Genomic DNA, 24,039 nt, shown 5'->3' with positions numbered 1-24,039 from the left:
CCTATCGCCCGAAGCTGACGATGGAGACCAGGAAGCCGATGCCCGCCGCCACGCAGACATAGACGGGCAGGCGCGCCGGGATGACGTCGTCGATGCCGAGGCGGATCAGCACCACCCGCACCAGCACGGCACCGACGATGCCGATGCCGGCGCACAGCAGCCAGGAGGGAAAGAAGGCGCCGAAAAAGGGAATCGACGGCGCGCCGGCCGGCACGCACCCGCCGAGGGCCGAGGCCGTGATTACGGCGGTCACGAACACGGGGACCTGAAGGCTTTTCAGCCGGACGATGCCCCTGCGGAGGTCGCGGATCAATCGATGGGACACCTGGGACGATCCTCCGCCAATGAACCTGCACGGGGGACGGATGCCGCTCTTGAGCGGTATTCCCGTGCATCGTCCCATCTTCAAGTCCTAACAAGAGCTTAACGCTAAATCAAACCCGGAAGGCGTTGAAGCGTGGTTGTACGCGGCCTTTGCGCACGGCGCGAAGTGTGCGACCAAGCGCGGGGCCGCGCACGGTGCGGGGCGTCCGATTCCGGGGAGACGCCGGCATGTGTACAGCGCTCGTCTACAGGGATGCCGCGGGCCGGTCTTATCTCGGCCGCACGCTCGAACTGACGGTCGAGCTGCCCTATGAGCTGGCCTACTTCCCGGCGGGGGTCCCGGTGCGCTCGGCGGTTCCCGGCCATCCGGCGCTGGCCTATGCAGTCGAGCACGCCTTTCTCGCCATCACCATGCCCGGGCGGGTGCCGACGCCGCAGGCGCCGCTGGGCATCGCGGACCTGAAGGTCGTCGAGGGACTGAACGACACGGGCGTCACCTTCAGCGTGCTGTCCTATCCGTCCGCCGCCGGCCGGGGGCAGGCGGTGGAGATGACGCGCGCGGTGCTCGCTGCCTCCGACCTCGGGAGCTGGGTGCTGGGCCGGTTCGCGAGCGTCGCGGAGGTGAAGGCGGCGCTCGGCAGCCAGCCGGTCGTGCTGGAGGCGCTGGCCATTCTCCAGGGGGCGGTGTCGCCGTTCCACTATGTGGTGAACGACGCTTCGGGCGCCTCGCTGGTGATTGAGTTCCACAAGGGCACGATGGAGCTTTACGACAACCCCGTGCGGGTAATGACCAACGGCCCCCGCTTCGACTGGCACCTGACCAATCTCGACAACTACACCTTCCTCAGCAACGTGGACCGCCCGGCCGCGACCTTCGGCGGCTATGCGGCCCGCCAGCCGGATTCCGGCATCGCCACGGCCGGCCTGCCTTCGTCCAGCACCTCGGTCGGGCGCTTCGTGCGGGCGGTTTACTATGCGCAGTTCGCCGAGCCGGCGGACACGCCCGATGGGGCGGTGAGCGCGCTCGCCCATGTGATGAACAATTTCGACCGCCCGCGGGGCGTCTCCATCGATTATCCGGGGGCGGGCGGCGGCCACATGGAGGTGGCGGGGCTGAAAGAGGACGGCGCGCGGCCCTACGCCACCGAGTTCACCTCCTGGACCAGCCTGTCGGATCTCGACCGGCGCCTGTTCTTCGTGCGCGACTATGCCGGCATGAACTTCACCCGCTTCGACCTTGCCGCGCTCGCGGGCACGGCGACGCCGCGGGTGCTGCCGCTGGCGCGGCTGTCGGCGCTGCCCGTGGACGCGACCGACGCCCTGAAGGCCGCGCAGCCGTCCGCCGCCTGAGCCGGACGGCTGTCGCCGCCGTTCAGGCCGGGCTGTCGGCGTGGGCGGCGGGGGCAGGCCCCGCCGCGGCCGCATCGTCCCCCGCCTTCGGGGCGGGGATGCGGAACCACGCGACATAGAGCGCCGGCAGGAACAGCAGCGTCAGCACCGTTCCCACGATGATGCCGCCCATCATGGCGTAGGCCATGGGCCCCCAGAACACCTCACGGGCGATGGGGATGAGGCCGAGGCTCGCCGCCGCGGCGGTCAGCAGGATGGGCCGCATCCGGTGCTCCGTCGCCTCCCGCACCGCGTCCCACGGCGGGCGGCCCTCGGCGCGCAGATGCTCGATCTGCACGATCAGGATCACCGAGTTGCGGATGAGGATGCCGATGAGGGCCAGCACGCCGAGGATGGCGACGAAGCCCAACGGCGCACCGCTCGGCACCAGCGCGGCGACGACGCCGATGAGCGCCAGCGGCGCGACGGCGAACACCAGCACCAGCCGCTGGAAGCTCTGCAGCTGGATCATCAGGATGGTGGCCATGATGAACAGCATCAGCGGCATTACCGCGAGGATTGGCGCCTGGCTCTTCTGGCTCTCCTCCACCGCGCCGCCGATGACGACGCGATAGCCGGGCGGCAGCTTCGCGTTGAAGGCGGCGACGGCGGGGGTGAGCTGCTCCACCACCGTGTTCGGTTGCGCGGCATCGATGATGCCGGCCTTCGCCGTGATGGTCGGCAGCCGAGAGCGGCGCCAGATGGTGGGCTGCTCGATCTCGTAGCGCAGGGTCGCCACCGCCGCGAGCGGCACGGAGCGTCCGCCGGAGCCGGGCAGCTGCAGGTCGCGCAGGGTCTCGATGGACTGGCGCTCCTGCGCAGTGGCGCGGCCCAGCACGGTCACGAGATAGATGTCGTCCCGCACCTGGGTGATGGACGTGCCGTCCAGCACGCCGTTGAGCGCGCCGGCAATGTCCTCGGAGGTGACGCCAAGCTGGCGCGCCTTGTCCTGCAGCACGTCCACCTTGATGACGCGGGCGGGCTCCATCCAGTCGAACACCACGTTGCCGAGGTGCGGGTTGCCGCGCATGACGCCGGCGAAGGCGAGGGCATAGCTGCGCACCTGCTGGATGTCCGGCCCGCTCACGCGGTACTGCACCGGGCGGCCGACCGGCGGGCCGATGTCGAGGAAATGCACGAAGGCGTCGGTGCCCGGCATGGCCTTGTCGAGATAGGCCTGGAACTGCCCCTTGAGCCGGTTGCGCTCCTCCAGCCCCTTGGTGACGATGATGGTCTGGCCGAACGCCACGTCCGCCGGCTGCACGTCCACCGGCAGCACGAAGCGCGGGGCGCCCGTGCCCACATAGGTGGACCAGTGGTCGATGTCGGGATTGCCCTTCAGCACCTCCTTTTCGAAGCGCGCCATCTGGGCGTTGGTCTCGGCGATGGAGGCGTTCTGCGGTAGGTTCCAGTCGACGATCAGCTCCCGGCGGTCGGAGGACGGGAAGAACTGCTGCTGCACGAGGCCCATGCCGGCGAGGGACAGGATGAAGACGAGGATCGTGATGCCGATGGTGGCCCAGCGCCACAGCATGGCCCGCTTCAGGATCGCGGCGAAGGCACGGGCGAAGCGGCCGCCGCCTTCCTGATGATGCGGCAGGCTCTTGGGCAGGATGGCGACGCCAAGAAGAGGCGTGAACAGCACGGCCACCAGCCACGACACCAGCAGGGACACGGCGATGACGACGAACAGGGTGAAGGTGAATTCGCCCGCATTGGAATTGTTGAGGCCAATGGGGATGAAGCCCGCCACCGTCACCAGCGTGCCCGACAGCATGGGAAACGCCGTCGAGGTGTAGACGTAGGTGGCGGCCTTCCTGAGCGTGTCGCCGGCCTCCAGCCGCGCCACCATCATCTCCACCGCGATCATGGCATCGTCCACCAGCAAGCCGAGGGCGATGATGAGCGCGCCGAGCGAGATGCGCTGGAGCGAGATGCCGGAATAGGCCATCACCAGGAACGTGATGGCGAGCACCAGCGGGATCGAGATCGCCACCACCAGCCCGGCACGCAGGCCGAGGCTGACGAAGCTGATGGCGAGCACGATGATGACCGCCTCCATCAGGGCGCGGGTGAAGCCGCCCACGGCCTCCTCCACGATCTGCGGCTGGTCGGAGACGAGATGCACGCCGACGCCCACCGGCAGGTCGGCCTCGATGCGCGCCATCTCCGCCTTCAGCGCCTCGCCGAACTGCAGCAGGTTGGCGCCGGCCTTCATGCCGATGGCGAGGCCGATGGCCGGCTCCCCATTGAAGCGGAACAGCGACTGGGGCGGGTCCACATAGCCGCGCCGGATGGTGGCGATGTCGGTGAGGGGGAAGAAGCGGCCGTTGATCCTGAGGTTGATGGCCTTGAGGCTCTCCTCGGAGGTGAACTGCCCGTTGACGCGCACGGCGATGCGTTCCGGCCCGGCCTGCAGCACGCCCGAGGGCACCAGCGCGTTCTGTGCCTGGAGCGCGGTGAGGACGGCGCGCTGGTCGATGCCGAGCGCAGCCATCCTGCGGGTGGAGAATTCGAGGAAGATCACCTCGTCCTGCGCGCCGATGATGTCCACGCGGCCCACGTTGGGCACGGTGAGGACCTCCGCGCGCACCTCCTCCACCCGGTCGCGCAGCTGGCGCTGGGTGAGGCCGTCGCTGGTGAAGGCGTAGATGTTGCCGTAGACGTCGCCGAACCGGTCGTTGAACTGCGGCCCCGTCACCCCCTGCGGGAACGTACCGCGGATGTCGTTGACCATGTTGCGGACCTGCAGCCAGGTGGGCACCACGTCGCGCGCCTTGGTGGTGTCGCGCAGGTTCACGAAGATGGTGGTCTGGCCCGGCACGGTGAGGCTGCGGGTGTAGTCCAGCGCCTCAAGCTCCTCGAGCTTCTTCTCGATGCGCTCGGTGACCTGCCGGGTCATCTCCTCCGCCGAGGCACCGGGCCATTGCGCCTGGATCACCATGGTCTTGATGGTGAAGGCGGGGTCCTCCTCGCGGCCGAGCTGCAGGTAGGACAGGAAGCCCGCGAGCACGAAGGCGAGCATGAAGTACCAGACGAGCGAGCGGTGCTCGAGCGCCCAGTCGGACAGGTTGAACGACTTCACGGCTGGGCATCCTGCTCTAGACGCACTTTCTGGCCCTCGGACAGGCTGTGGACGCCGGCCGTCACGAGGCGCGTTCCCACGGCCAGTCCGCCGGTCACGCGGGTTCGGTCACCGGTGGTGGCAGAAACGGCGACTTCCTGCGCATGCACCGTCCGGTCGTCGCTTGCGACACGCCAGACGAAGGCCTTGCCGTCGCGGGTGAAGACCGCCGATCCGGGAATGAACAGGTCGGCGGCAAGATCGCCGGCCGGTCGCGCCGCCACCGTGCTGCCGAGCCGGAACGCCTCGGGCGGATGGTCGAGGGTGATGCGCACGCGGCGGGTGCGGGTCACGCTGTCGGCCTGGGGGGCGATCTCGCGCACCCGGCCGGTCGCGGTCGGCGCCCCGTCGAGCTGAAGGCTGACCTGGAACGGCGACCCGATCCGCACGTCGCCGATGAAGTCCTCGCCGATATCCACCACCGCCTCGCGCACGTCGGGCCGCGCGATGGTGACGACGCTGCGCCCGGGGGAGACCACCTGCCCGGCCTCCGCGCCCACCGCCGTGACGACGCCGGCGAACTCGGCCTTCAGCTGGGCATAGGCCAGCTGCTCGCGCGCCTTGACGAGGTTCGCCTGGGCGCGGGCCACAGAGGCCTCGGCGGCGGCGCGGCTCTGCTCGGCGGTCTCGAATGTCGCGCGGCTGGTGGCGGCGGTCTCCAGCAGGGTCCGCTGGCGCTGCTCCGTGCCGGACGCATTGGTGAGCTGGGCCTGGGCGTTGGCCACCTCCGCGAGGGCGGAGCGCACCGCGAGCTTCAGGGCGGTGTCGTCGATGGCGGCGACGACCTGATCCTTCGCGACCACATCGCCCACGTTCACCGACCGCACGAGCAGCCGCCCCAGCACGCGGAAGCTCAGCTCGGTCTGCACCTGCGGCTCGATGGTGCCCACCACTTCGAGCCCATCGCGCGACAGGGGTTGCACCACCGCCGTGAGCACGGGACGGGGCGGAACGGCGGGGGCGGCCGCCTGCTCGCCGCAGCCGGCGAGGGCAGCCGTTGCGGCGAGCGCCAGCATCAGATGGGCGTGTCTCACGAGCCGCTCTCCAGGGTGTAGTCGACGGTCTGGCCGGTGCTGAGGCGCTTGGCGCCCTCCACGACCACGATGTCTCCCGGCGCGAGGCCGGAGGAAATGACGATGGAGCCGGTCTCGAAGGCGTCCACGGCGACCCTTGCGAGGGAAACCGCGCGGGTCTTCGGATCGATCCGCCAGACGGCCGGGTCCGCGCCCTCGGACGCCAGCGCGCTCCAGGGGAGGACGATGCGCGGCCGTGCCTTCGACGTCACGGTGGCGGTCACCGGGCTGCCGAGGGCCATGGCATCGGGCGGCGCATCGATGGCCACCTTCACCCGCACCGTGCCGTTGCTCGCGTCTATGACGGGCGAGACCTCCCGAACGCGCCCTTGCGCGGCGACCTTGGGATCGGAGACCAGCGCCACCTTGATGCGATCGGCGTCGCGGTTGCGGAAGAAGGTTTCGTAGACGTCGAACACCGCGTCGCGCGTGCCGTCCTCGGCCAAAGTGAACGCCGCCTGTGCGGGCTGCACCACCTGCCCCACCTCGATGGTGCGCGCGGTGATGACGCCCGCCGCGCCGGCCCGCAGCTCGGCATAGCCCAGCGCATCGCGCGCCGTGCCGAGCTGGGCCCGCGCGGTCTCCAGCGCGCTTTCCGCCGCGCCGGCCGTCTCGGTGGCCTGATCGTAGGTGGAGCGGGTGGTGTAGCCCTTGGCGAGCAAGGTCGCCTGCCGATCGAAATTGGCATTGGCCACGCGCAGCCGGGACTCGGCGGCGGCGACGGCGGCCGTCGCGGCGTCGAGGTCGGCCTGCTGCTCGGTGGGGTCGATGCGCGCCAGGAGATCGCCGGCCGCGACGTGCGCGCCCACGTCCACCAGCCGTTCCGTGACCCGACCGCCGACGCGGAAGGAGAGCTGGGTGAGCACCTTGGCCTCCACGTCCCCGGTCAGCGAGGCGGAGGTCGCGCGGTCCGTCATCGCCACGGTCGTGGCCCGGACGAAGATAGCGGGCCGCCCGGCCTCCGGCGTTTTGCGGGGCGTTGCTTCCCCGTCGCAGGCGGCGAGCAGGCCCGCCAGGGCAAAGACCGAGATCAGTGCGGCCGTCGGCCGTCGCGCAGGCGAACGGGCGCCCGCTCCGGCGTTTGCCGCCGGGTCACGATAGAAGGCGTGCATGGGGGATCAGGCCGTCCTGTTCGGGAACCGGGGCACGGCGCAGCCGGTTGGCGAATGTCGAGCGGGCATCTGTCTGAAGGGCGCGCGCCGGTGCATAGGCATGGAAATCTCCACTGCGGAACCTCGCGCCCCTCGGTTCTGCTATCCATCTAGATCAGCCGGCGGGCGGAAGTCAACAGCTGTTGACCTCTTGCCCGTGGCCTCCTACGCCTCAAGACCGGACGAGGACGGATGTGATGACCAAACCGCGTGACAGCTCGGCGCCCGCGCCCGGGCGGGAGAGAATCCTCGCGGCTGCCGTCGCGCGGTTCTCGCGGCAGTCCTACGACGAGACCGGACTGCGCGAGATCGCGGCCGACGCCGGCGTGGATGTCGCCTATGTGCATCGTGCGTTCGGCTCCAAGGAGCAGCTGTTCCATGCCGCTGTGAAGCGGGCGATGCAGACCGAGACGTTCCTCGATGATCTCGGCACCGATCCGGCCCGCATGCTGGCGGCCCATGTTGTGTCCAAATCCAAGGCAGACGCGGACTGCGAGGCCGGGCCGATGGGCATCCTGCTCCACTCCCTGACCAGCCCGAAGGCGGCGGCGGTGCTGCGCGCGGTGGTGATCGAGGACTTCGTGGCGCCGCTGGGCACGCAGCTTGACGCCAACGCCACGCAGCGCGCGGCGCTGGCGGCAGCGCTGCTGATGGGGTTCGGCATCCTGCGCGACGTGCTGGAGCTTCCGGATCTGACGGAAGGACCGGGCGGCGCCCTGGAGCGCGGTCTCGCCGATGCGCTGGCGGTGGTCCTGGGGCAAGGAAATCCGAAAATTTAATCCGGGTAATATTGACGTAAATTTATCCGGGTCTTAATTGGGGCGTGTCTCACGGACTGCGCTATGACCCTCGCGACGGCCAACAGCCTCGATCTCGCCTATGACAGCTTCGGCTCCGCGGACGACGCGATTTTGCTGATCGCCGGCCTCGGCGTGCAGAGGCTCCGCTGGCCGGACCCGTTCTGCGCCGCCCTTGCCGGGCACGGCTTTCGCGTGATCCGCTTCGACAATCGCGACGCCGGCGGCTCCACCCATCTCGGCCACCACCCGCCGCCGGACCTCGGCGCGCTCATCGCCGCGCTGAGGGCGGGGCGGCAGCTGGAGGTGCCCTATACCCTCCTCGACATGGCGGCCGACGCGGTGGGCCTGCTGGATGCCCTCGCCATTCCCCAAGCGCATGTGGTCGGCCTGTCCATGGGCGGCATGATTGCGCAGATCATGGCGAGCGAGCATCCCGGACGGGTGCTGTCGCTCACCTCCATCATGTCCGGCACCGGCAATCCGACGCTGCCGCAGGCCGAGCCGGACGTGATGGCGCTGATGTTGCGCCCGGCGCCCGATCCGGCTCGCGACGAAGCCGGCTTTCTGGCCCATAGCCTCGCCTTCGCCCGGCGCATCGCCGGCCCCGCTCATCCGGTGGACGAAGCGGTCCATCGCCGCCTTGTCCTGGAGGAGGCGAAGCGCAGCCATGATCCCGCCGGAGCAGGACGGCAGCTCGCCGCCATGGTCGTGGCCGGGGACCGCCGCGCCCGGCTCGCGACCATCGGCGTGCCCGCGCTGGTCATCCACGGCGCGTGCGATCCCTTGATCCCGCCGGCCTGCGGCGCCGACACCGCCGCCGCGATCCCCGGCGCCGAATTCCTGCTGATCGAGGGCATGGGCCACCATCTGCCGGCGAGCCTCCACGCGAGGGTGGCGGATGCCATCGTGCGTCTGGCGCGGTCCGCGCGGTAGCGCGCGCCCTCAGGGCTTGTTGTGGAAGCCGAAGCGGCCGGCCACGCTCTGGCGCACGAAGCCGGTGAGGGAGCCTTCCATCAGCAGCGCGATGCCGAGCCGCGCGCCCACCGCCATGCCCGCCACCCCGAGCGGCCAGGACAAGGCGAAGAGGGACCCGGCCGTGAGTCCCTGCCCGATGGTGCAGCCACCGCAGAGGATGCCGCCGGACCCCATGAGCACCGCGCCGAGCAGATGGCGCTTCATCTCCCGCGGGTCGTCGAACGCCTCCCAGCGGAATTCGTCCGCGAGGCGGGCGGCGGCGAAGGCGCCGAGGGCGACGCCGAACACGCTGCCGGCGCCGAACTCGGCGAGGCTCGTGGGCTCGAACAGCACGCCAAAGAGGGCGCGCGCCACCGGCGAGACGAAGGTGAGGCTCTGCGGGGCGGTAGGGTGGGCGAACTCGTCCACCAGCCAGGTGGTGGCGAGCCAGCCGGCCACCACGCCGAGGCCCAGCATCACGCCTGCGGTCATCAGCCGTCCGGCGCGGCGCAGCCTGCGGTCGGCGAAGGCCGGCGCCACCAGCGCGACGCCGGCGACGGCGGTGAGGATGCCGCGGAAATCATGGCCCGTGAGCCGCCCCATGATGGAGGGCAGGTCGCTCGCGGTGCCGGCCGGCAGCAGAAGGGCGACGCGCTCCAGCCCGTCCACCCGGAGGCCGGCGAAGATGCCGCGCAGGGTCGCGTAGGCGACGGCGCCGAACACCAGCAGCACGACGAGGCTGCGCAGGTCGCCCGAGCCCAGGCGCACCAGCGAGCCGAACGCGCAGGTGCCCACCAGCGCCATGCCGAGGCCGAACAGCACGCCGCCGGTGAGGATGCCGAGCCAGGGCAGGGCGGTGGTGACGTAGTTCGTGCGGTCCGGGCTGAGAATGCCGGCCATGGCGAGGGCCTGCGTGCCCAGCACGGCGAGGCCGAGGGCGAGCGCGAACACCTTCATGCGGCGCCAGTCGTGGCCCACCATGGCGTCTTCCAGCGCGCCGAAGGTGCAAAGGCGGGCGCGGAACACGGCGAAGCCGACCACCCCGCCCACGGCGAGACCGGCGAGCGCGGTCCACCAGGGGCTTGAAACATCCATTGCGCGCCTTCCTCCCTGAGATGGCCGGAGCGGGACTTGTGAGACGTCCCGTCGCCGGCCCGGCGCATTTTTACTGAGGCTTACTTTGCGTCCGATGCGGGGGTGCCGCAATACATGTCGTAGATGACCGAGATGACCCGGCGCACATCATCGTTGGCGAGGCTGTAATAGATGGTCTTGCCGTCGCGCCGCGTGGTGACGAGATCATCGAGGCGCAGGCGCGCCAATTGCTGGGAGACGGTGGGCTGGCGGAGCGAGAGGATGTTCTCCAGCTCCGTCACCGAGCGCTCGCCTTCCGCCAGCAGGCACAGCAGCAGCAGGCGGTTCTCGTGGGAGAGCGCCTTGAGGAAGTCGCTCGCCTTGCGGGCGTTGCGCATGAGGCGGTCAAGCTCGGGCGAGATCTCCGGGCCTTCCCGCAGCTCGTCCTCAAGGCGCCTGGAAACGATCGACATCTGCCTGCCTTCTCAATCCCGGCGGGGCGGCCTCACGGCCGCGGGCCCGCGCTCTTGTCCTCGATGGAGCCGAGCAGGCCCCAGAACGCTTCATCTGAAGCATAGCCGGTAATGCGCCCGACTTCGCGCCCCTCGTCCACCAGCACGAAGGTGGGCGTGAAGCGGACCGGGGCGGCCAGCACCACGTCGCGCGGCGTGCCGTCGGACAGGTCCACGCGCCGGAGCGGGGCGCGCTGGCCCTCTTCGGTCTTCTCGTAGATGGGCGCCACGTCGTGGTCGAACTTCAGGCAATAGGCGCAGCCCTTGCGCTCGAACATCAGCAGTTCGCGCGCCGAGGCAGCAGGCGCGAGAAACACCGAAAGGCCGGCCGCGATGAGGCCGGCTGCGAGCGTGAGGCACGCTGAAGGGCGCATGAATTCACAATCCCGACGTGGATTTCACGAGACATATTATCGCATTCGCATATATCTTGGGCAAGGACCAATCCGCGCACCTTCAAAGACGCGGTTTCCCACGATCGGGGAGGAGCATGTCTCTCGATGTCAGCCTTGCAGGGGCGTTCCTTGCCGGCCTGCTCTCGTTCGCCTCGCCCTGCGTGCTGCCGTTGGTGCCGGCCTATCTCGGCTTCCTCGCCAGCGCCGCGACCGAGGGCAGTGACGGCGCGCCCGCGCGGCGCGGCGTGCTCGGCGCGGCGTTGCTGTTCGTCCTCGGCTTCGCCTCCGTCTTCATCCTGCTCGGGGCCACCGCCTCTTCGCTGGGGCGGGTGCTGATGGATCATATCGAGACCCTGACGCTGCTCTCCGGTGCATTGCTGGTGGTGTTCGGGCTGCACATGACGGGGCTGGTCCGCATCCCGCTGCTCTACCGGCAGGCGCGGCTGGAGCCGATGGCGCGGCCGGCGGGGCTGATCGGGCCCTATGTGGTCGGGCTCGCCTTCGGCTTTGGCTGGTCGCCCTGCGTGGGACCGGTGCTGGCGGCGATCCTGCTCGTTGCCGGCGCCGAGGCGTCGGTGGGGCGGGGGATGCTGCTGCTGGGCATCTACGCCGCCGGCATCGGCATCCCCTTCCTCATCGCCGCCGCGTTCACCGAGCGGTTTCTCGCCTGGACGCGGGCGGCGCGCAGCCGGCTCGGCCTCGTGGAGAAGATCGCGGGCGGGCTGCTCATTCTCACCGGCATCGCCTTCATGACCGGCTTCATGCCGCAGATCGCCCAATGGCTGCTTGACGCCGCGCCCGGCCTCGGCCGCATCGGATAGGAGGACCCCATGGCACATCCCACGCTCAGCCGCCGGCGCCTCTTGCAGGGCTCTGCCGGGCTCGCGGCGGCGCTCGTTCCCGCCGCCGCGCAGGCCAAGGCGCACCTCGGCGACGACGGGCTCTATACGGAAGATTGGTACGTGGACAGCTTCCTCGACCTGCCGGAAGACTTCGCCGCCGCGCGCGGGAAGGGGCGGGGCTTCGCGCTGCAGTGGAGCCAGCGCGGCTGCATCTATTGCAAGGAGCTGCACACCGCCTATTTCGCTGATCCGGCCATCGAGACGCCCATCCGGGAGGCGTTCGACATCGTGCATCTGGACCTGTTCGGCGCGCGGGAGGTGACATTCCTCGACGGCGCGAAGCTCAGCGAGAAGGCCCTCGGCCAGCGCGAGCGCATCCGCGCCACGCCCACCTTCCAGTTCTTCGCGGAGGTGGATGGGAAGCCGAAGGAGGTGGCACGCATGCCGGGCCTGCTGCCGCGCCCGGAATTCTCCGCCCTGTTCCGCTATGTGGCGGAAGGCGCCTATGCGAAAGAGCCCTTCGATGCGTGGCTGGGCCGGCAGGGCAAGGGCTGAAAGGGCGGGGACGCCGGAGCGCCCCCGCCGGTCTCGTCATTTCGCCGGCTTGTTCACCGGCGAGTTGGGATCGAACAGATAGGCCACCACGTCCTTCATCTGCTCCTCGCTGAGCACGCCGTTGTGCCCGAAGCGCGGCATGGGTGAGCAGGCGAAGACGGCCTGCGCGTTGTAGACCTTCGCGTAGGCGGCTTTCGCATCGTCGGCGGAGAATTTCCGGTCCGCGCCGTAGTTGACGAGGCTGGGGCCAAGGGTGCCGTAGCTGACTTCCTTCGGGTCCATCTGGTGGCAGGCGTAGCAATTGCCGCCGCTCACCGTGCCGGGCGGATCGGAGAACTGGCCGCCGCGCCCGTTCTGCGCAACGTCCGCTCCCTTCTTCCAATCCCCCAGAACGCTGCCCTGCGGATACTTCACCGTCTTGGCCTCGCGGGCCATGATGGCCTCCGCCTGCTTGGCGGACGGCTGGTTGCGGGTGACCGAGCAGATTTCCATGGTCTCGTCCGGCACGAGCCGCGCGGCCCAGCCGTCGGGCAGCTTGGTGAAGCTCTCCTTCACCACCCTGTCCACCACGGCGGGCGGGGCAGGGGGGATCTGCTGGGCGAGGGCGATTCCGGGAGCGACCTGCGGGAGAAGAAGCGCCGCAGCGATGATGATTCTCTTCATGGCTCTTCCTCCCCTCAGCGCTTGATGGACGGCACGTTCAGCTCGCCCCCGGCCGCCTGCGCCTGCAGGAAGACGGTGAGCGCGGTGACGGCTTCGGACGCATAATCGGGCGGAGGCATCCGCATCTGGCGATAGCAGTCCCACAGCCGGTGCTGCATGGTCCTGAGCGAGCTCTGGGAGACGCGGTAGGTGGGCCAGGAGGCCATGGTGAGCTGGGCGTCCTTGCCCGGCTTGTCGAGCTGCGGCAGGCCCTGGAGCCGTATGCGCTTGCCGGGATCGCCGTGGCAGGTGGAGCAGGAGAAGTCGTTGATGGACGAGCGCCGGTAGAACAGCGCCTCGCCGATGGCATAGGCCTCCTTCTCCTTCGGGTTGGCGAGCGGGATGTCGATCTTCATGCCGTTGGACTTGTTGGCGATGAAGGCGACCAGATCCTCCATGTCCGAGCCGCGGCCGGGTCCGGAGAAGGGCTTGGCCATGATGGGCTTGATGTCCACGCCCTGGATCTTGTCCATGCACCACAAGAGGCGCTGTTCGAGGTCCATCACCTTGCCGGCATCCGCGAAATAGCGCGGCAGAGCGGCATAGGCGCCTTCGAGCTTGCCCGGCCCCTGGCCGAGGTCGCAGGCTTCCAGCGAGACGTTCTTGGTGCCGCGTGGATCGGCCCATATGGCCTCGCCGCGATCCACGGCGAGATAGCCGGGATTGGCCATGGGGTCGTTGATCATGGCGCGGTAGCGCTCGATCTCCTTCTCGCTCGCATCGTCCTGCGCGCGGGCCGTGACGAGGGGTGAGAGCGCCAGAGCAAGGGCGCACAGGCATGTGAGAAGCGTGGCTTTGGGTCGCATGTATCCTCCCCAGCGAGACGTCCGCGGCGTGGGGCCTTCTGCGTGAAGCCCTTGAGCCGCGGCGATCCACTTGCGACGCTCCATCCCTCATAGATGGATGCGATCGGCGGATAGGAGCTACTTTACATTCAAAAAATTCGATATCACAATATGTGAAATTGATCCCCGGCGACCACCGCCGTCGCGGGGACGAAATTCAACAAGAACAACGCCAAAAGCCGGCGCTCGATCGCCGGTCGTGCCAGGAGGAAACGCATGCCGCTCCACCCCGACGCCACCCTTGCGCCCGCGCACGGCCTCCCGACACGCCGCCGCGCGCTGAAGCTCGCGGGCCTCGCCGCGTTCGCGGCCGTGCTGGCCCCGCGCATGGCGCTCGCCACCGAGGCGCAGGTGGCGGACGAAATGAAGAAGCTGTTCGCCGGCAAGGCCATGGGCGAGGGCAAGATCAAGCTCGACATGCCGGAGATCGCCGAGAACGGCCTCGTCGTGCCCATCAACATCGATGTGGAAAGCCCGATGACCGACGCGGACTTCGTGAAGTCCGTCCACGTCTTCGCCGACGGCAATCCGCTGCCGCAGGTGGTGACCTATCACTTCACCCCCGAGAGCGGAAAAGCCTCTGCCTCCACCCGCATGCGGCTCGCGCAGACCCAGAACGTCATCGCCGTGGCGGAGATGTCCAATGGACAGCTTTATTCGGCCAAGGTGCAGGTGAAGGTCACCATCGGCGGCTGCGGCGGCTGATCCGACAGTCGAATCACGGCCCGAACACACAAAAGAACAGAACAGGCGCGCGCCAGACCGCCGCCGAGCAGAAACCGGAGGAAACCCATGGCCCTCAAGTCCCAGCCGCGCGTGCGCGTGCCTGCCCAGGCCAAGGCGGGCGAGATCATCGAGATCAAGACCCTGATTTCGCACGAGATGGAAAGCGGGCAGCGCAAGGACGCCGCCGGCAAGACCGTGCCGCGCGACATCATCAACAACTTCCAGGCCGCGTTCAACGGCAAGCCCTTCTTCACCGCGGAGTGGTTCACCTCCATTTCGGCGAACCCCTACCAATCCTTCTTTTTCAAGGCGAAGGAGAGCGGCGAGTTCACCTTCACCTGGAAGGATGACGGCGGCGCCGAGCAGAAGGCCACCGCGAAGCTCACCGTCGCCTGAGGCGGCGCCCCTCGCATTGTTCCGTTGACGGTGGATATGCCGCCGGATCAGGCGATCCGGTGGGCGGTCCCGCCATGACCTGAGAAAGCGTGGCCCCATGATCTCAAGGCGCGATTTTCTGTCCGCCGGAACGGCCCTCGCCGGCCTGCTCGCCGCCTCCGGCACGGGGCTGGCGCAGGCGGTCGGCGCGCAGGCGCTGAGCCAGGCGGACTTGCTGAAGTTCGGCAACGCCGGCACCTTCACCATCCTGCACATCACCGACATCCACGCCCAGCTCGTGCCGCTCTATTTCCGCGAGCCCTCCACCAATCTCGGCGTGGGCGACGCGCGGGGCGTGCCGCCGCACCTCACCGATGCAGCCTTCCTCAAGTATTTCGGCCTGAAGGCCGGCACGCGGGACGCCTATTCCCTCACGTCGGAAGACTTCACCCAGCTTGCCCACACCTATGGCCGCATGGGCGGGGTGGACCGCATCGCCACGCTGGTGAAGGCCATCCGGGCCGAGCGCGGGGCGGACAAGGTGCTGCTGCTCGACGGCGGCGACGGGCTCCAGGGCTCCTGGTCCTCCCTGAAGACGCAGGGCGAGGACATGGTGAAGGTGTTCTCCGCCCTCGGCACGGACGCCATGGTCGGCCACTGGGAATTCACCTACGGCGCGGATCGCGTCACCGAGATCAAGGAGAAGGCGCCCTTCGCCTTCCTCGCCCAGAACGTGCGCTCCGCCGAGTGGCAGGAGCCGGTGTTCGATGCGGCGAAGACCTTCGAGAAGGGCGGCGCGAAGGTCGCCGTCATCGGCCAGGCCTTCCCGCGCACCCCCATCTCCAACCCGCGCTGGATGATCCCGGACTGGGAGTTCGGCATCCGCGAGGAGGAGATGCAGAAGCAGGTGGACGCCGCCCGCGCCGGCGGCGCCGATGCGGTGGTGGTGCTCTCCCACAACGGCTTTGACGTGGACCGCAAGATGGCGTCCCGCGTGTCGGGCATCGACGTGATCCTCACCGCCCACACGCACGATGCCATGCCGCGCGTGGTGGAGGTGGGCAAGACCCTGCTGGTGGCCACCGGCTCCCACGGCAAGTTCGTGTCCCGCCTCGACCTCGACGTGAAGGACAAAAAGGTCACCGGCTATCGCTTCCAGCTCATCCCGGTTTTCTCGGACGTCATCACGCCGGACCCGGAGATGGCGAAGCTCGTCGCCGACATCCGTGCGCCCTATGCCAAGGATCTGTCCCGCGAGCTGGGCCGCGCCGACAGCCTTCTCTACCGCCGCGGCAATTTCAACGGCACGTTCGACGACATGATCTGCGATGCGATCATGAAGGAGCGCGACGCGGAAATCGCCCTCTCCCCCGGCTTCCGCTGGGGCGGCACGCTCTTGCCGGGCGATCCCATCACCTTCGACGCGATCGCCAATGCCACCGCCATCACCTATCCCGCCTGCTACCGGAACACCATGACCGGCCGGCAGCTGAAGGACGTGCTGGAGGACGTGGCCGACAACATCTTCCATCCCGATCCCTACTTCCAGGGCGGCGGAGACATGGTGCGCGTCGGCGGGGTGGGCTACGCCATCGACGTGTCCAAGGGGACGGGCCAGCGCATCTCCGACCTCACCTTCCTGAAGACCGGCAAGCCGCTGGAGGCCGACAAGGCCTATACGGTCGCCGGCTGGGCCTCCATCGCCCAGAATGTGGAAGGCCCGCCGGTGTGGGAGCTGGTGGAGCGCTACGTGACCGACGCCAAGTCCGTGAAGATCGCCCCCAATGCCTCGGTGAAGGTGACCGGCGCATGAGGCGCGCGGCCATCCCAGGACCGCATTCCGATCAAAATATTCAAAACTACGAATAAGAGAATATCAGGGAGGAGGCCATGTCCGACACCAGTCTGCCCCCGACGGAGCGCGCCAGCGGCGCGACACCGTCGCTTTCCCGGAGGCGCTTCCTCAACCTTGCGGGCATAGGCGCGGGCGCCGTTGCCGCCGGAGGCGGGGCGGCCCTTGCCGCGCCGGCCGCCGGAACGCCCGATCCCAACATCGTGCCGGTGCCCGACTGGACCAAGACCCTCGGCGCGCCGGTCAACGAGAACCCCTATGGCAAGCCCTCGGTGTTCGAGAAGGACGTGGTGCGCCGGGAGGTGACTTGGCTCACCGCCAGCTCGCAGAGCTCGGTCAGCTTCACCCCGCTCTATGCCCTCGACAGCGTCATCACTCCCAACGGCCTGTGCTTCGTGCGGCACCACGGCGGACAGGCGGAGATCGACCCGGACAAGTATCGGCTGATGATCCATGGCCTCGTGGACAAGCCCCTCGTCTTCACGCTGGAAGACCTGAAGCGCATGCCCGGCCGGGTGAACCGCGCCTACTTCCTCGAATGCGCGGCGAATTCCGGCATGGAGTGGCGCGGGGCGCAGCTCAACGGCTGCCAGTTCACCCACGGCATGATCCACAATCTCTTCTACACCGGCGTGCCGCTGAAGACGCTGCTGGACATGGCCGGCGTCAATCCCAAGGGCAAATGGGTGCTGGCCGAGGGCGCCGACGCGGCGGTGATGACGCGCTCCATCCCGCTGGAAAAGGCCATGGACGACTGCCTCGTCGCCTTCGGCATGAACGGCGAGGCGCTCCGGCCCGAGCAGGGCTATCCGGTGCGGCTCGTGGTGCCGGGCTGGGAAGGCAACATGTGGGTCAAGTGGCTGCGCCGCCTCAAGATCGGCGACCAGCCCTGGCAGCAGCGGGAGGAGACGTCGAAATACACCGACCTCCTCGCCGATGGCCGCTCCCGCCGCTTCACCTTCGTGATGGATGCGAAATCCGTGGTGACGAGCCCGAGCCCGCAGGCGCCCCTGAAGCACAAGGGGCCGAACGTGCTCACCGGCATCGCCTGGTCCGGGCGCGGAACCATCGCGCGGGTGGACGTCTCGCTGGACGGCGGCCGCAATTGGACGACCGCCCGCCTCGACGGGCCGGCACTGCCCATGTCCATGACGCGCTTCTATCTCGATTTCGACTGGGCCGGGCAGGAGCTGATGGTGCAGTCCCGCGCCATGGACGACACCGGCTATGTGCAGCCCACCAAGCAGGAGCTGCGGGCCATCCGCGGCACCAATTCCATCTACCACAACAACGGCATCCAGACCTGGCTGGTGCGCTCCAACGGGGAGACGGAAAATGTGGAAGTCGGCTGAGAGGCTGCTTGCCGCCACCCTTCTCGCCGGTGGGCTCGTCGTCGCTGGCGTCGCCGTGGCGGAGCAGCCGGGCGGAAAGCCCACGGCGAAGGCCGAGAAGGCCGGCACCGACAAGGCCCGGCAGGCGGTGAACGTACCTGCGGCAGCCCCCGCGCCGCCGGTCGCCGCCAAGGCCATCGCCCTCGGCCGCCCCGCTCTGCCCGAGGAGATCGCCGCCTGGAACATCGACGTGCGCGCCGATGGCGAGGGCCTGCCGCCGGGCAAGGGCTCGGTCAAGGAGGGCGAGGAGCTGTTCCTACAGAACTGTGCCCAGTGTCACGGCGAGTTCGGCGAGGGCGCGGGCCGCTGGCCGGTGCTGGCCGGCGGGCGCGGCACCCTGAAGTCCGAGCGGCCGGAAAAGACCATCGGCTCCTTCTGGCCCTATGCCTCCACGGTCTATGACTACGTGCACCGGGCCATGCCCTTCGGCAGCAACCTGTCGCTCACCCCGGATCAGACCTACGCCATCGTCGCGTATCTTCTGAACCTCAACGATCTCGTGCCCGAAGACTATGTGCTCTCGAAAGAGAATTTCCCGAAGGTGGACCTGCCCAACGAGGCGAATTTCTACGACGACGACCGGGAGACTTCGGAAAAGGCCTTCTGGAAGAAGAACCCCTGCATGAAGGACTGCAGCGGCGAGGTCCATGTCACTGCCCGCGCGCAGATCCTCAACGTGACGCCGGACGGCGATCCGCCCAAAGGAAATCTGGAGTGAGGAATCTGGAGTGAGGCGCGCCGCCCGCCCCGCCGTTGCGGAACGGGGGCGGCGGGTGGCACAGTTGAAGGCACACGGCGCGCCAGACGCCGATGACGGGAGAAAACCATGCCCCAGTTCGACCGCCGGGCCTTCCTCGGCACCATGGCCCTTGCGGGCGCCGCGCCAATTGCGGCCTCGACGTCGGCTCATGCCGCCGTGCAGTCGCTCCAGCTCGCCGACATCAAGAAGGAAGCGGACACCGCCTGCGTCTACCACGTGGACTATGGCGACCATGCCCGGTTCGCGCAGACGCTGAATAACATCAACAACCACTACGCCTCCTACGGCGCGGACCCCTTCGCCCTGCAGATCGTGATGGTGGCCCACGCCGGGGGCATCAAATTCTTCCTCGACAATCTCAACGGCACCATGTGGGAGAAGGAAACCCTCGATCCCACGCTCAATGAGAAGATCGCCGCCCTCGCCAAGAACGGGCTGAAGGTCTACCTCTGCGCCTACACCTTCGAGCGCAACCATGTGCCCAAGGAGAAGGCGCGCGATGAAGCCTTCATCGCCTTCGTGCCCTCCGGCATCGCCACGGCGGGCGCATTGCAGGGCAAGGGGTTCGGCTACCTTAAAGTCGGCTGACGGCATGAGCCGCGCGGGCGTCTCGCGGCGGGCGCTGCTGGGCGGTTCGGCGCTCGCGGCGGCAGTGCTCTGCGCGCCGCACGTCGCCGCGCAGGGGAAGCCGCGCGTGGTGATCGTGGGCGGCGGTGCGGGCGGGGCGAATGCCGCCCGCGCGCTGCTGCGCGATGGCCGCGTGGAGGTCACGTTGGTGGAGCCGGAGCCGCGCTACGTGGCGGTTTTCCATTCCAATCTCTGGCTCGGCGGCGTCATCGATTTTGCAACGCTGGAATTCAGTTACGACGGCCTCGCGCGGGCCGGCGTGCGTGTCGTGCCGCAGCGGGCCGAGGCCATCGACCGGGAACGGCGGGAGGTGCGGCTCGCCGATGGCGGGCGCCTTGCCTACGACCGCCTCATCGTCTCCCCCGGCATCGATCTCGATTATGAGAGCGTGCCCGGCTGGAGCCGCGCCGCCGAAGCGACCATGCCCCACGCCTGGAAGAGCGGCGCGCAGCTCCGCATCCTCAAGGAGCGGCTGGATCGGGTGCCGGACGGCGGCCTGATCGTCATCATCGCGCCGCCCAACCCCTTCCGCTGCCCCCCGGCGCCCTATGAGCGCGCCTCCATGATGGCGCATCGGCTGAAGAGCACGGGGCGCGGCGGGGCGCGCATCGTCATCGTCGACCCGAAGCCGAAATTCTCCATGCAGGGCCTCTTCCAGGAAGGCTGGGAGGGCCACTATCCCGGCATGGTGGAATGGATGGCGCCGGACATTTCCGACGGCCTCGTCTCGGTGGACCCGGCCACCGGCACCGTCGTCACCGGATTCGAGACCTATCGCGATGCGGCGCTGGTGAACGTGATCCCGGCGCAGAAGGCCGGCGCCATCGCCCGGCAGGCGGGGCTCGCCGACGCCTCGGGCTGGTGCCCGGTGGATGCCGGTTCCATGGCCTCGACGATGGACCCGGCCGTCTTCGTCATCGGCGATGCCGCCATCGGCGGCGAGATTCCGAAATCCGCCTTCGCCGCGGGAAGCCAGGCGCAGGTGGCGGCGCGCGCGCTGCTCTCCGGCCTGTTCGGCGAGGCTGCCCCATCGGCCAGCTATGCCAGCACCTGCTGGAGCCTCATCACGCCCGACGACGCGGTGAAGGTGAGCGGGCTGTACCGGCCGCAGGACGGCCGCATCCGTGAGGTGGAAGGCACCGTCTCAGGCGCCGGCGAGCCGGCGGCCCTGCGCCGCCGCCAGCGTGAGGAGAATGCCGACTGGTATCGCGCCATGGTCGCCGGCATGTTCGGCTGAGCCGGCCTATTCGTAGAGATAGCCCACGGGGCTGCCGGCGAGGCGGTCCGAGCGCAAATCGGCGCGGGTGATGATCTGGCCGGCGAGGGCGTCGATCTCGTCCCGCTGGTTGGGCGTCCACATCTTCAGCGCATCGAAGCCGTTGAGGAGGCCGAGCCGCAGGATCTGCGTGTCCTCGCCGATCTCCGCAAGCCGGATGGCGCCTGCGCCGGCGGTCACCGTGTCGCCCGTGGCCAGCTCGATCATCTTTCCCGCACCATCCGCGAAAGCGGCGGTGCCTCGAATGAGGCGGTAGACGACGACCTCGCCCTTCGCCAGCCCCTCCGCATCGGCCGCCGCCGCCGACTTGGGCAGCACCGCGCCGCCGCGCGGGTCGGTGGCGATGATGTGGCCGGTGACGAGATGGCCGCTTGGCACCTCGATGCCGAGGTCGCGCACATGCACCGGCAGGGGCGAAGCCACCGGCCCCAGCGCGTCGGCCGGGTAGGGACGGAACAGCGCGTCGAGGGCGAGCGGGTCTTGGACCCAGAAGCCGGCGCCCTTTGGCCGGTTGTGGAGCGGGTGTTTCCACGCGGTGCGGGGTGTCTCGTCCTCGCGGATCTCCTGCGGCCCGACCACGGTGGGGTTCGGGAAGGTGGAGGGATCGGTGATGAAGGCTTCCAGGAACTTGCCGGAATAGCCCATGCAGAGCGGGTCCGGCACCACGGTCTGCGGGGTCTTCAAATTCTCTTCCGTCGAGAGACCCGACCATGTGTAGAAGAGCTGGCGGTGGACGATGGCGCTTTGCAGCATCGCCGCGCCCGGCCCCACGTAATGGACCTTGCCGTCATAGTCGAAGGTGAACATGCCGGAGGTGACGAGCACCAGCTGGAAGCCGCCCGGCGGCAGGTGCAGGTGGAAGTCGGTGGGCCCCGTGTCTTCGCGGTAGATGGGCAGGTTGGTCGCGACCTCCTGCAGCAGGAAGGCGCCGTTATTGGCATGGAGGCCTTCCAGTGCGCGATGATAGAGCGCCTGCGGCCGGTACACCGGATCGTAGCTGATGTCCTTGTAGCGATCGATGGCGATGAAGGCGTCGCGATTGAGCGTGATGCGCGCGCCGTCCGGTCGCATGAGGCCAGGCCATTTGAAGTCACCGATGGACTGCAGACCCATGGCAATCTCCCGTGATGTCGAAGGCTATATTCTGTCGATGATGCGTGGCGTCAATCGAATAGTTCGGGAAGGGCGGAAGTGGCGGGATATGGACCGAAAAGTCTCCCCATTCTGCGTATTATTTGTACTTTTGCTGATGTTTTGACTTTCTGCTGCCCAAGCCGAATGCAGGTCCTGCCGACCCCTCGCCGCGCCGGCTCCGCGCCGATGGGTGCTGTGGGCCGCGCCCGACGCTGCTATGAGAGCGGCGGAGCGAGATCAGGCGAGGCGTACCCGTGACCGACGACACTTTGCCCAACGTAACCGAGGCCCTGTTTCACGTCCCGAGCCTCGACCGGCTGATCCCCGCCGCGCCCGCGCGCCATCCGCCGCGCATCCTGCTGCTCTACGGCTCCCTGCGCGAACGCTCCTATTCCCGTCTGCTGACGCTGGAGGCGGAGCGGCTGCTGAAGCGGCTCGGCGCGGAAACGCGGGTCTATCACGCGGATGGCCTGCCTTTGCCCGATGGCGCCCCGGTGGAGCATCCGAAGGTCGCGGAGTTGCGCGAACTCACCTTGTGGTCCGAGGGGCAGGTCTGGTGCAGCCCGGAGCGGCACGGCGCCATGAGCGCGGTGATGAAGGCGCAGATCGACTGGATCCCCCTCGCCCTCGGCGCCATCCGCCCCACCCAGGGCCGCACGCTGGCGGTGATGCAGGTGTGCGGCGGCTCGCAATCCTTCAACGCGGTGAACCAGATGCGCATCCTCGGCCGCTGGATGCGCATGCTCACCATCCCCAACCAGTCGTCCGTCGCCAAGGCCTATCAGGAGTTCGACGAGGCGGGCCGCATGAAGCCCTCCGCCTATTACGACCGGGTGGTGGACGTGATGGAAGAGCTGGTGAAGTTCACCTTGCTCACGCGCGACATCTCCCCCTACCTCACCGACCGCTACAGCGAGCGCAAGGAAGCGGCCGAGGCGCTGGAGGCGCGGCTCGCCCTCGGCGCGGCCGTGCGGTGAGCGCCGCCGCTTCACCCGCCGGGACGGAAGGCGCGGGCCGTTCGGTCATCGCCGCGCTGGGCGTGGTGCAGATCCTCACCTGGGGCTCGTCCTTCTACCTGCTCACGGTTCTGGCCGGGCCGATCGCCGCGGACACCGGATGGCCGCTGCAAGGCATCGTCGGCAGCCTCTCGCTGGGGCTGCTGGTGGCGGGCTTCATCTCGCCGAAGGTGGGCGTGCTCATCGGAGCCCACGGCGGACGGCCGGTGCTCGCCGGTGGGTGTGCGCTGCTGGCCTGCGGCCTCGCCGTGCTGGCGCTGGCGCCCGGCCCGCTGGTGTTCGCGCTGGGCTGGTGCATCGCCGGCGCGGGCATGGCGGCGAGCCTCTATGACGCTGCCTTCGCTGCGCTCGGCCGGCTCTACGGCGCGGGGGCGCGGCGGGCCATCACCACCCTCACCCTGTGGGGCGGTTTCGCCAGCACGGTGTGCTGGCCCATCACGGCCTATCTCGATGCGCACCTGGGGTGGCGCGGCACCTGCCTCGTCTATGCGGGCGTGCATGTGGTGGTCTCCATCCCGCTGGTGGTGGCGTTCGTGCCTGCGGTTGCGCGGCGGGAAGAGACCGGCCCGGCGCGGGGCGGGCCGGTGGTGCTTGGCGGACGCGAGCGCATCGCCTTCCTGCTCATGGCCGGTATCGTCACGCTCATCGGCACCATCGCCTCGGCCATGTCGGTTCAGGTGCTGGCGCTGCTCCAGTCGCGCGGCCTGAGCCTCGCCGAGGCGGTGGCCGCCGGGGCGTTCATCGGGCCGGCGCAGGTGTTCGCGCGGATCATCGAGCAGATGTCCGGCGGGCGGCATCATCCGCTGTGGACGATGATCTGGGCGGTGGCGTTGATGGGCCTTGGGCTGGTGCTGCTGGCGGCGGGCTTTCCCATCGTTGCGGTGGCGCTGGTGGCCTATGGCGGCGGCAATGGCCTCTTCTCCATCTCCAAGGGCACCGTGCCGCTGGCCGTGCTGGGGGCGGAGCACTACCCCGTCCTCGCCGGCCGCCTCGCCCGTCCCGCATTGCTGGCGCAGGCACTGGCGCCGCTCGGCGCCGCGCAATTGCTGGCGGTCTGGGGCGCCGGCGCAGCGCTCTCGGCGCTGATCTTTCTGTGGCTCGCGGCGGCGGTGCTGCTCGCGCTGCTGTGGCGGCGCGTGTAG

At 68.8% G+C, this 24,039-nt stretch carries 24 protein-coding genes; 14 read left to right on the top strand and 10 right to left on the bottom strand.

From position 1 onward, the window contains the following. Window position 1: 1 nt before the first annotated feature. Window positions 2-325, bottom strand: coding sequence for a YtcA family lipoprotein (locus ACT535_RS16245; RefSeq protein WP_476365209.1), 324 nt, complete (start codon window positions 323-325; stop codon window positions 2-4). A gap of 227 nt (window positions 326-552) precedes the next feature. Here ACT535_RS16245 and ACT535_RS16240 point away from each other — a divergent pair, with 227 nt between their 5' ends. Next, window positions 553-1,674 (top strand): linear amide C-N hydrolase, encoded by a 1,122-nt coding sequence (locus ACT535_RS16240; RefSeq protein WP_476365208.1) that lies wholly within the window; start codon window positions 553-555, stop codon window positions 1,672-1,674. Between the two features lie 22 nt (window positions 1,675-1,696). Here the strand turns inward: ACT535_RS16240 and ACT535_RS16235 are convergent, their stop codons facing one another. The 3 genes from ACT535_RS16235 to ACT535_RS16225 are packed head-to-tail and all read right to left on the bottom strand — an operon-like array spanning window position 1,697 to window position 7,022. Continuing rightward, window positions 1,697-4,798: an efflux RND transporter permease subunit gene (locus tag ACT535_RS16235; protein WP_476365207.1), complete on the bottom strand. Its 3,102-nt coding sequence runs from the start codon at window positions 4,796-4,798 to the stop codon at window positions 1,697-1,699. Further along, the gene (locus tag ACT535_RS16230; RefSeq protein WP_476365448.1) at window positions 4,795-5,853 is read right to left on the bottom strand and encodes an efflux RND transporter periplasmic adaptor subunit; all 1,059 of its coding nucleotides are present in this window, start codon (window positions 5,851-5,853) and stop codon (window positions 4,795-4,797) included. Before ACT535_RS16230 ends, ACT535_RS16235 begins: the two co-directional genes overlap by 4 nt. A 14-nt stretch (window positions 5,854-5,867) precedes the next feature. Beyond that, the gene (locus tag ACT535_RS16225) at window positions 5,868-7,022 is read right to left on the bottom strand and encodes an efflux RND transporter periplasmic adaptor subunit (RefSeq protein WP_476365206.1); all 1,155 of its coding nucleotides are present in this window, start codon (window positions 7,020-7,022) and stop codon (window positions 5,868-5,870) included. Window positions 7,023-7,258: 236 nt separating this feature from the next. Between ACT535_RS16225 and ACT535_RS16220 the strand changes: the two genes are divergently transcribed. Both ACT535_RS16220 and ACT535_RS16215 read left to right on the top strand, forming a co-directional pair. Beyond that, window positions 7,259-7,840 (top strand): TetR/AcrR family transcriptional regulator, encoded by a 582-nt coding sequence (locus tag ACT535_RS16220; protein ID WP_168459544.1) that lies wholly within the window; start codon window positions 7,259-7,261, stop codon window positions 7,838-7,840. 63 nt (window positions 7,841-7,903) lie between these two features. After that, window positions 7,904-8,794, top strand: a complete 891-nt coding sequence (locus tag ACT535_RS16215; protein ID WP_476365205.1) for an alpha/beta fold hydrolase — start codon at window positions 7,904-7,906, stop codon at window positions 8,792-8,794. Between the two features lie 9 nt (window positions 8,795-8,803). On the opposite strand, the gene ACT535_RS16210 is transcribed toward ACT535_RS16215, so the two are convergent. From ACT535_RS16210 to ACT535_RS16200, 3 genes are all read right to left on the bottom strand, one after another. Continuing rightward, window positions 8,804-9,910, bottom strand: a complete 1,107-nt coding sequence (locus tag ACT535_RS16210) for a YeeE/YedE family protein (RefSeq protein ID WP_476365204.1) — start codon at window positions 9,908-9,910, stop codon at window positions 8,804-8,806. 80 nt (window positions 9,911-9,990) lie between these two features. Next, the gene (locus ACT535_RS16205) at window positions 9,991-10,362 is read right to left on the bottom strand and encodes an ArsR/SmtB family transcription factor (protein WP_024280680.1); all 372 of its coding nucleotides are present in this window, start codon (window positions 10,360-10,362) and stop codon (window positions 9,991-9,993) included. 32 nt (window positions 10,363-10,394) lie between these two features. Beyond that, window positions 10,395-10,775, bottom strand: a complete 381-nt coding sequence (locus ACT535_RS16200; RefSeq protein ID WP_168459548.1) for a thioredoxin fold domain-containing protein — start codon at window positions 10,773-10,775, stop codon at window positions 10,395-10,397. Between the two features lie 116 nt (window positions 10,776-10,891). Here ACT535_RS16200 and ACT535_RS16195 point away from each other — a divergent pair, with 116 nt between their 5' ends. Both ACT535_RS16195 and ACT535_RS16190 read left to right on the top strand, forming a co-directional pair. Continuing rightward, window positions 10,892-11,617 (top strand): cytochrome c biogenesis CcdA family protein, encoded by a 726-nt coding sequence (locus tag ACT535_RS16195; protein ID WP_476365203.1) that lies wholly within the window; start codon window positions 10,892-10,894, stop codon window positions 11,615-11,617. A gap of 9 nt (window positions 11,618-11,626) precedes the next feature. Next, the gene (locus ACT535_RS16190) at window positions 11,627-12,193 is read left to right on the top strand and encodes a SoxW family protein (RefSeq protein ID WP_476365202.1); all 567 of its coding nucleotides are present in this window, start codon (window positions 11,627-11,629) and stop codon (window positions 12,191-12,193) included. Between the two features lie 36 nt (window positions 12,194-12,229). Here ACT535_RS16190 and soxX read toward each other — a convergent pair whose 3' ends face one another. Further along, entirely contained in the window at window positions 12,230-12,856 is a 627-nt protein-coding gene (soxX, locus tag ACT535_RS16185; protein WP_476365201.1) for a sulfur oxidation c-type cytochrome SoxX, read from the bottom strand. A 14-nt stretch (window positions 12,857-12,870) separates the two neighbouring features. Further along, on the bottom strand, window positions 12,871-13,701 hold the full coding sequence (soxA, locus tag ACT535_RS16180; protein ID WP_476365200.1) for a sulfur oxidation c-type cytochrome SoxA: 831 nt from the start codon (window positions 13,699-13,701) through the stop codon (window positions 12,871-12,873). Window positions 13,702-13,956: 255 nt separating this feature from the next. On the opposite strand from soxA, the gene soxY reads away from it, so the two are divergent. The 7 genes from soxY to ACT535_RS16145 all read left to right on the top strand — a co-directional run bounded on the left by soxY (window position 13,957) and on the right by ACT535_RS16145 (window position 20,708). After that, a complete protein-coding gene (soxY, locus tag ACT535_RS16175; protein WP_476365199.1) occupies window positions 13,957-14,445 on the top strand; it encodes a thiosulfate oxidation carrier protein SoxY in 489 nt (162 codons plus the stop codon). An 87-nt stretch (window positions 14,446-14,532) separates the two neighbouring features. Then, a complete protein-coding gene (soxZ, locus tag ACT535_RS16170) occupies window positions 14,533-14,862 on the top strand; it encodes a thiosulfate oxidation carrier complex protein SoxZ (RefSeq protein ID WP_024280673.1) in 330 nt (109 codons plus the stop codon). A 97-nt stretch (window positions 14,863-14,959) separates the two neighbouring features. Next, window positions 14,960-16,654: a thiosulfohydrolase SoxB gene (gene soxB / locus ACT535_RS16165; RefSeq protein WP_476365198.1), complete on the top strand. Its 1,695-nt coding sequence runs from the start codon at window positions 14,960-14,962 to the stop codon at window positions 16,652-16,654. 77 nt (window positions 16,655-16,731) lie between these two features. After that, the gene (gene soxC / locus ACT535_RS16160; RefSeq protein WP_476365197.1) at window positions 16,732-18,045 is read left to right on the top strand and encodes a sulfite dehydrogenase; all 1,314 of its coding nucleotides are present in this window, start codon (window positions 16,732-16,734) and stop codon (window positions 18,043-18,045) included. Beyond that, a complete protein-coding gene (locus ACT535_RS16155) occupies window positions 18,029-18,802 on the top strand; it encodes a c-type cytochrome (RefSeq protein WP_476365196.1) in 774 nt (257 codons plus the stop codon). Before soxC ends, ACT535_RS16155 begins: the two co-directional genes overlap by 17 nt. A 108-nt stretch (window positions 18,803-18,910) precedes the next feature. Continuing rightward, window positions 18,911-19,432 (top strand): DsrE family protein, encoded by a 522-nt coding sequence (locus tag ACT535_RS16150; RefSeq protein ID WP_029555570.1) that lies wholly within the window; start codon window positions 18,911-18,913, stop codon window positions 19,430-19,432. A gap of 4 nt (window positions 19,433-19,436) precedes the next feature. Then, window positions 19,437-20,708, top strand: coding sequence for an FCSD flavin-binding domain-containing protein (locus tag ACT535_RS16145; RefSeq protein ID WP_476365195.1), 1,272 nt, complete (start codon window positions 19,437-19,439; stop codon window positions 20,706-20,708). 6 nt (window positions 20,709-20,714) lie between these two features. Here the strand turns inward: ACT535_RS16145 and ACT535_RS16140 are convergent, their stop codons facing one another. Continuing rightward, a complete protein-coding gene (locus tag ACT535_RS16140) occupies window positions 20,715-21,860 on the bottom strand; it encodes a cupin domain-containing protein (RefSeq protein WP_476365194.1) in 1,146 nt (381 codons plus the stop codon). Window positions 21,861-22,135: 275 nt separating this feature from the next. Here ACT535_RS16140 and arsH point away from each other — a divergent pair, with 275 nt between their 5' ends. Both arsH and ACT535_RS16130 read left to right on the top strand, forming a co-directional pair. After that, on the top strand, window positions 22,136-22,858 hold the full coding sequence (gene arsH, locus ACT535_RS16135; protein ID WP_476365193.1) for an arsenical resistance protein ArsH: 723 nt from the start codon (window positions 22,136-22,138) through the stop codon (window positions 22,856-22,858). Beyond that, complete coding sequence (locus tag ACT535_RS16130; RefSeq protein ID WP_476365192.1) at window positions 22,855-24,039, top strand: MFS transporter; 1,185 nt, start codon at window positions 22,855-22,857, stop codon at window positions 24,037-24,039. Before arsH ends, ACT535_RS16130 begins: the two co-directional genes overlap by 4 nt.

Source organism: Xanthobacter sp. DMC12 (assembly GCF_056314105.1).
This window is presented reverse-complemented; position numbering and strand designations above follow the sequence as displayed.

Bases quoted from the DNA above. Each gene is read 5' to 3' on its own strand.
- ACT535_RS16240 (WP_476365208.1), top strand. From the start codon at position 553: ATGTGTACAGCGCTCGTCTACAGGGATGCCGCGGGCCGGTCTTATCTC.
- ACT535_RS16210 (WP_476365204.1), bottom strand. From the start codon at position 9,910: ATGGATGTTTCAAGCCCCTGGTGGACCGCGCTCGCCGGTCTCGCCGTG.
- ACT535_RS16140 (WP_476365194.1), bottom strand. From the start codon at position 21,860: ATGGGTCTGCAGTCCATCGGTGACTTCAAATGGCCTGGCCTCATGCGA.
- soxB (WP_476365198.1), top strand. From the start codon at position 14,960: ATGATCTCAAGGCGCGATTTTCTGTCCGCCGGAACGGCCCTCGCCGGC.
- soxY (WP_476365199.1), top strand. From the start codon at position 13,957: ATGCCGCTCCACCCCGACGCCACCCTTGCGCCCGCGCACGGCCTCCCG.
- soxC (WP_476365197.1), top strand. From the start codon at position 16,732: ATGTCCGACACCAGTCTGCCCCCGACGGAGCGCGCCAGCGGCGCGACA.
- ACT535_RS16195 (WP_476365203.1), top strand. From the start codon at position 10,892: ATGTCTCTCGATGTCAGCCTTGCAGGGGCGTTCCTTGCCGGCCTGCTC.
- ACT535_RS16225 (WP_476365206.1), bottom strand. From the start codon at position 7,022: ATGCACGCCTTCTATCGTGACCCGGCGGCAAACGCCGGAGCGGGCGCC.
- ACT535_RS16200 (WP_168459548.1), bottom strand. From the start codon at position 10,775: ATGCGCCCTTCAGCGTGCCTCACGCTCGCAGCCGGCCTCATCGCGGCC.
- soxZ (WP_024280673.1), top strand. From the start codon at position 14,533: ATGGCCCTCAAGTCCCAGCCGCGCGTGCGCGTGCCTGCCCAGGCCAAG.
- ACT535_RS16155 (WP_476365196.1), top strand. From the start codon at position 18,029: ATGTGGAAGTCGGCTGAGAGGCTGCTTGCCGCCACCCTTCTCGCCGGT.
- ACT535_RS16230 (WP_476365448.1), bottom strand. From the start codon at position 5,853: ATGCTGGCGCTCGCCGCAACGGCTGCCCTCGCCGGCTGCGGCGAGCAG.
- ACT535_RS16220 (WP_168459544.1), top strand. From the start codon at position 7,259: ATGACCAAACCGCGTGACAGCTCGGCGCCCGCGCCCGGGCGGGAGAGA.
- soxA (WP_476365200.1), bottom strand. From the start codon at position 13,701: ATGCGACCCAAAGCCACGCTTCTCACATGCCTGTGCGCCCTTGCTCTG.
- ACT535_RS16190 (WP_476365202.1), top strand. From the start codon at position 11,627: ATGGCACATCCCACGCTCAGCCGCCGGCGCCTCTTGCAGGGCTCTGCC.
- ACT535_RS16205 (WP_024280680.1), bottom strand. From the start codon at position 10,362: ATGTCGATCGTTTCCAGGCGCCTTGAGGACGAGCTGCGGGAAGGCCCG.
- ACT535_RS16145 (WP_476365195.1), top strand. From the start codon at position 19,437: ATGAGCCGCGCGGGCGTCTCGCGGCGGGCGCTGCTGGGCGGTTCGGCG.
- ACT535_RS16150 (WP_029555570.1), top strand. From the start codon at position 18,911: ATGCCCCAGTTCGACCGCCGGGCCTTCCTCGGCACCATGGCCCTTGCG.
- soxX (WP_476365201.1), bottom strand. From the start codon at position 12,856: ATGAAGAGAATCATCATCGCTGCGGCGCTTCTTCTCCCGCAGGTCGCT.
- ACT535_RS16215 (WP_476365205.1), top strand. From the start codon at position 7,904: ATGACCCTCGCGACGGCCAACAGCCTCGATCTCGCCTATGACAGCTTC.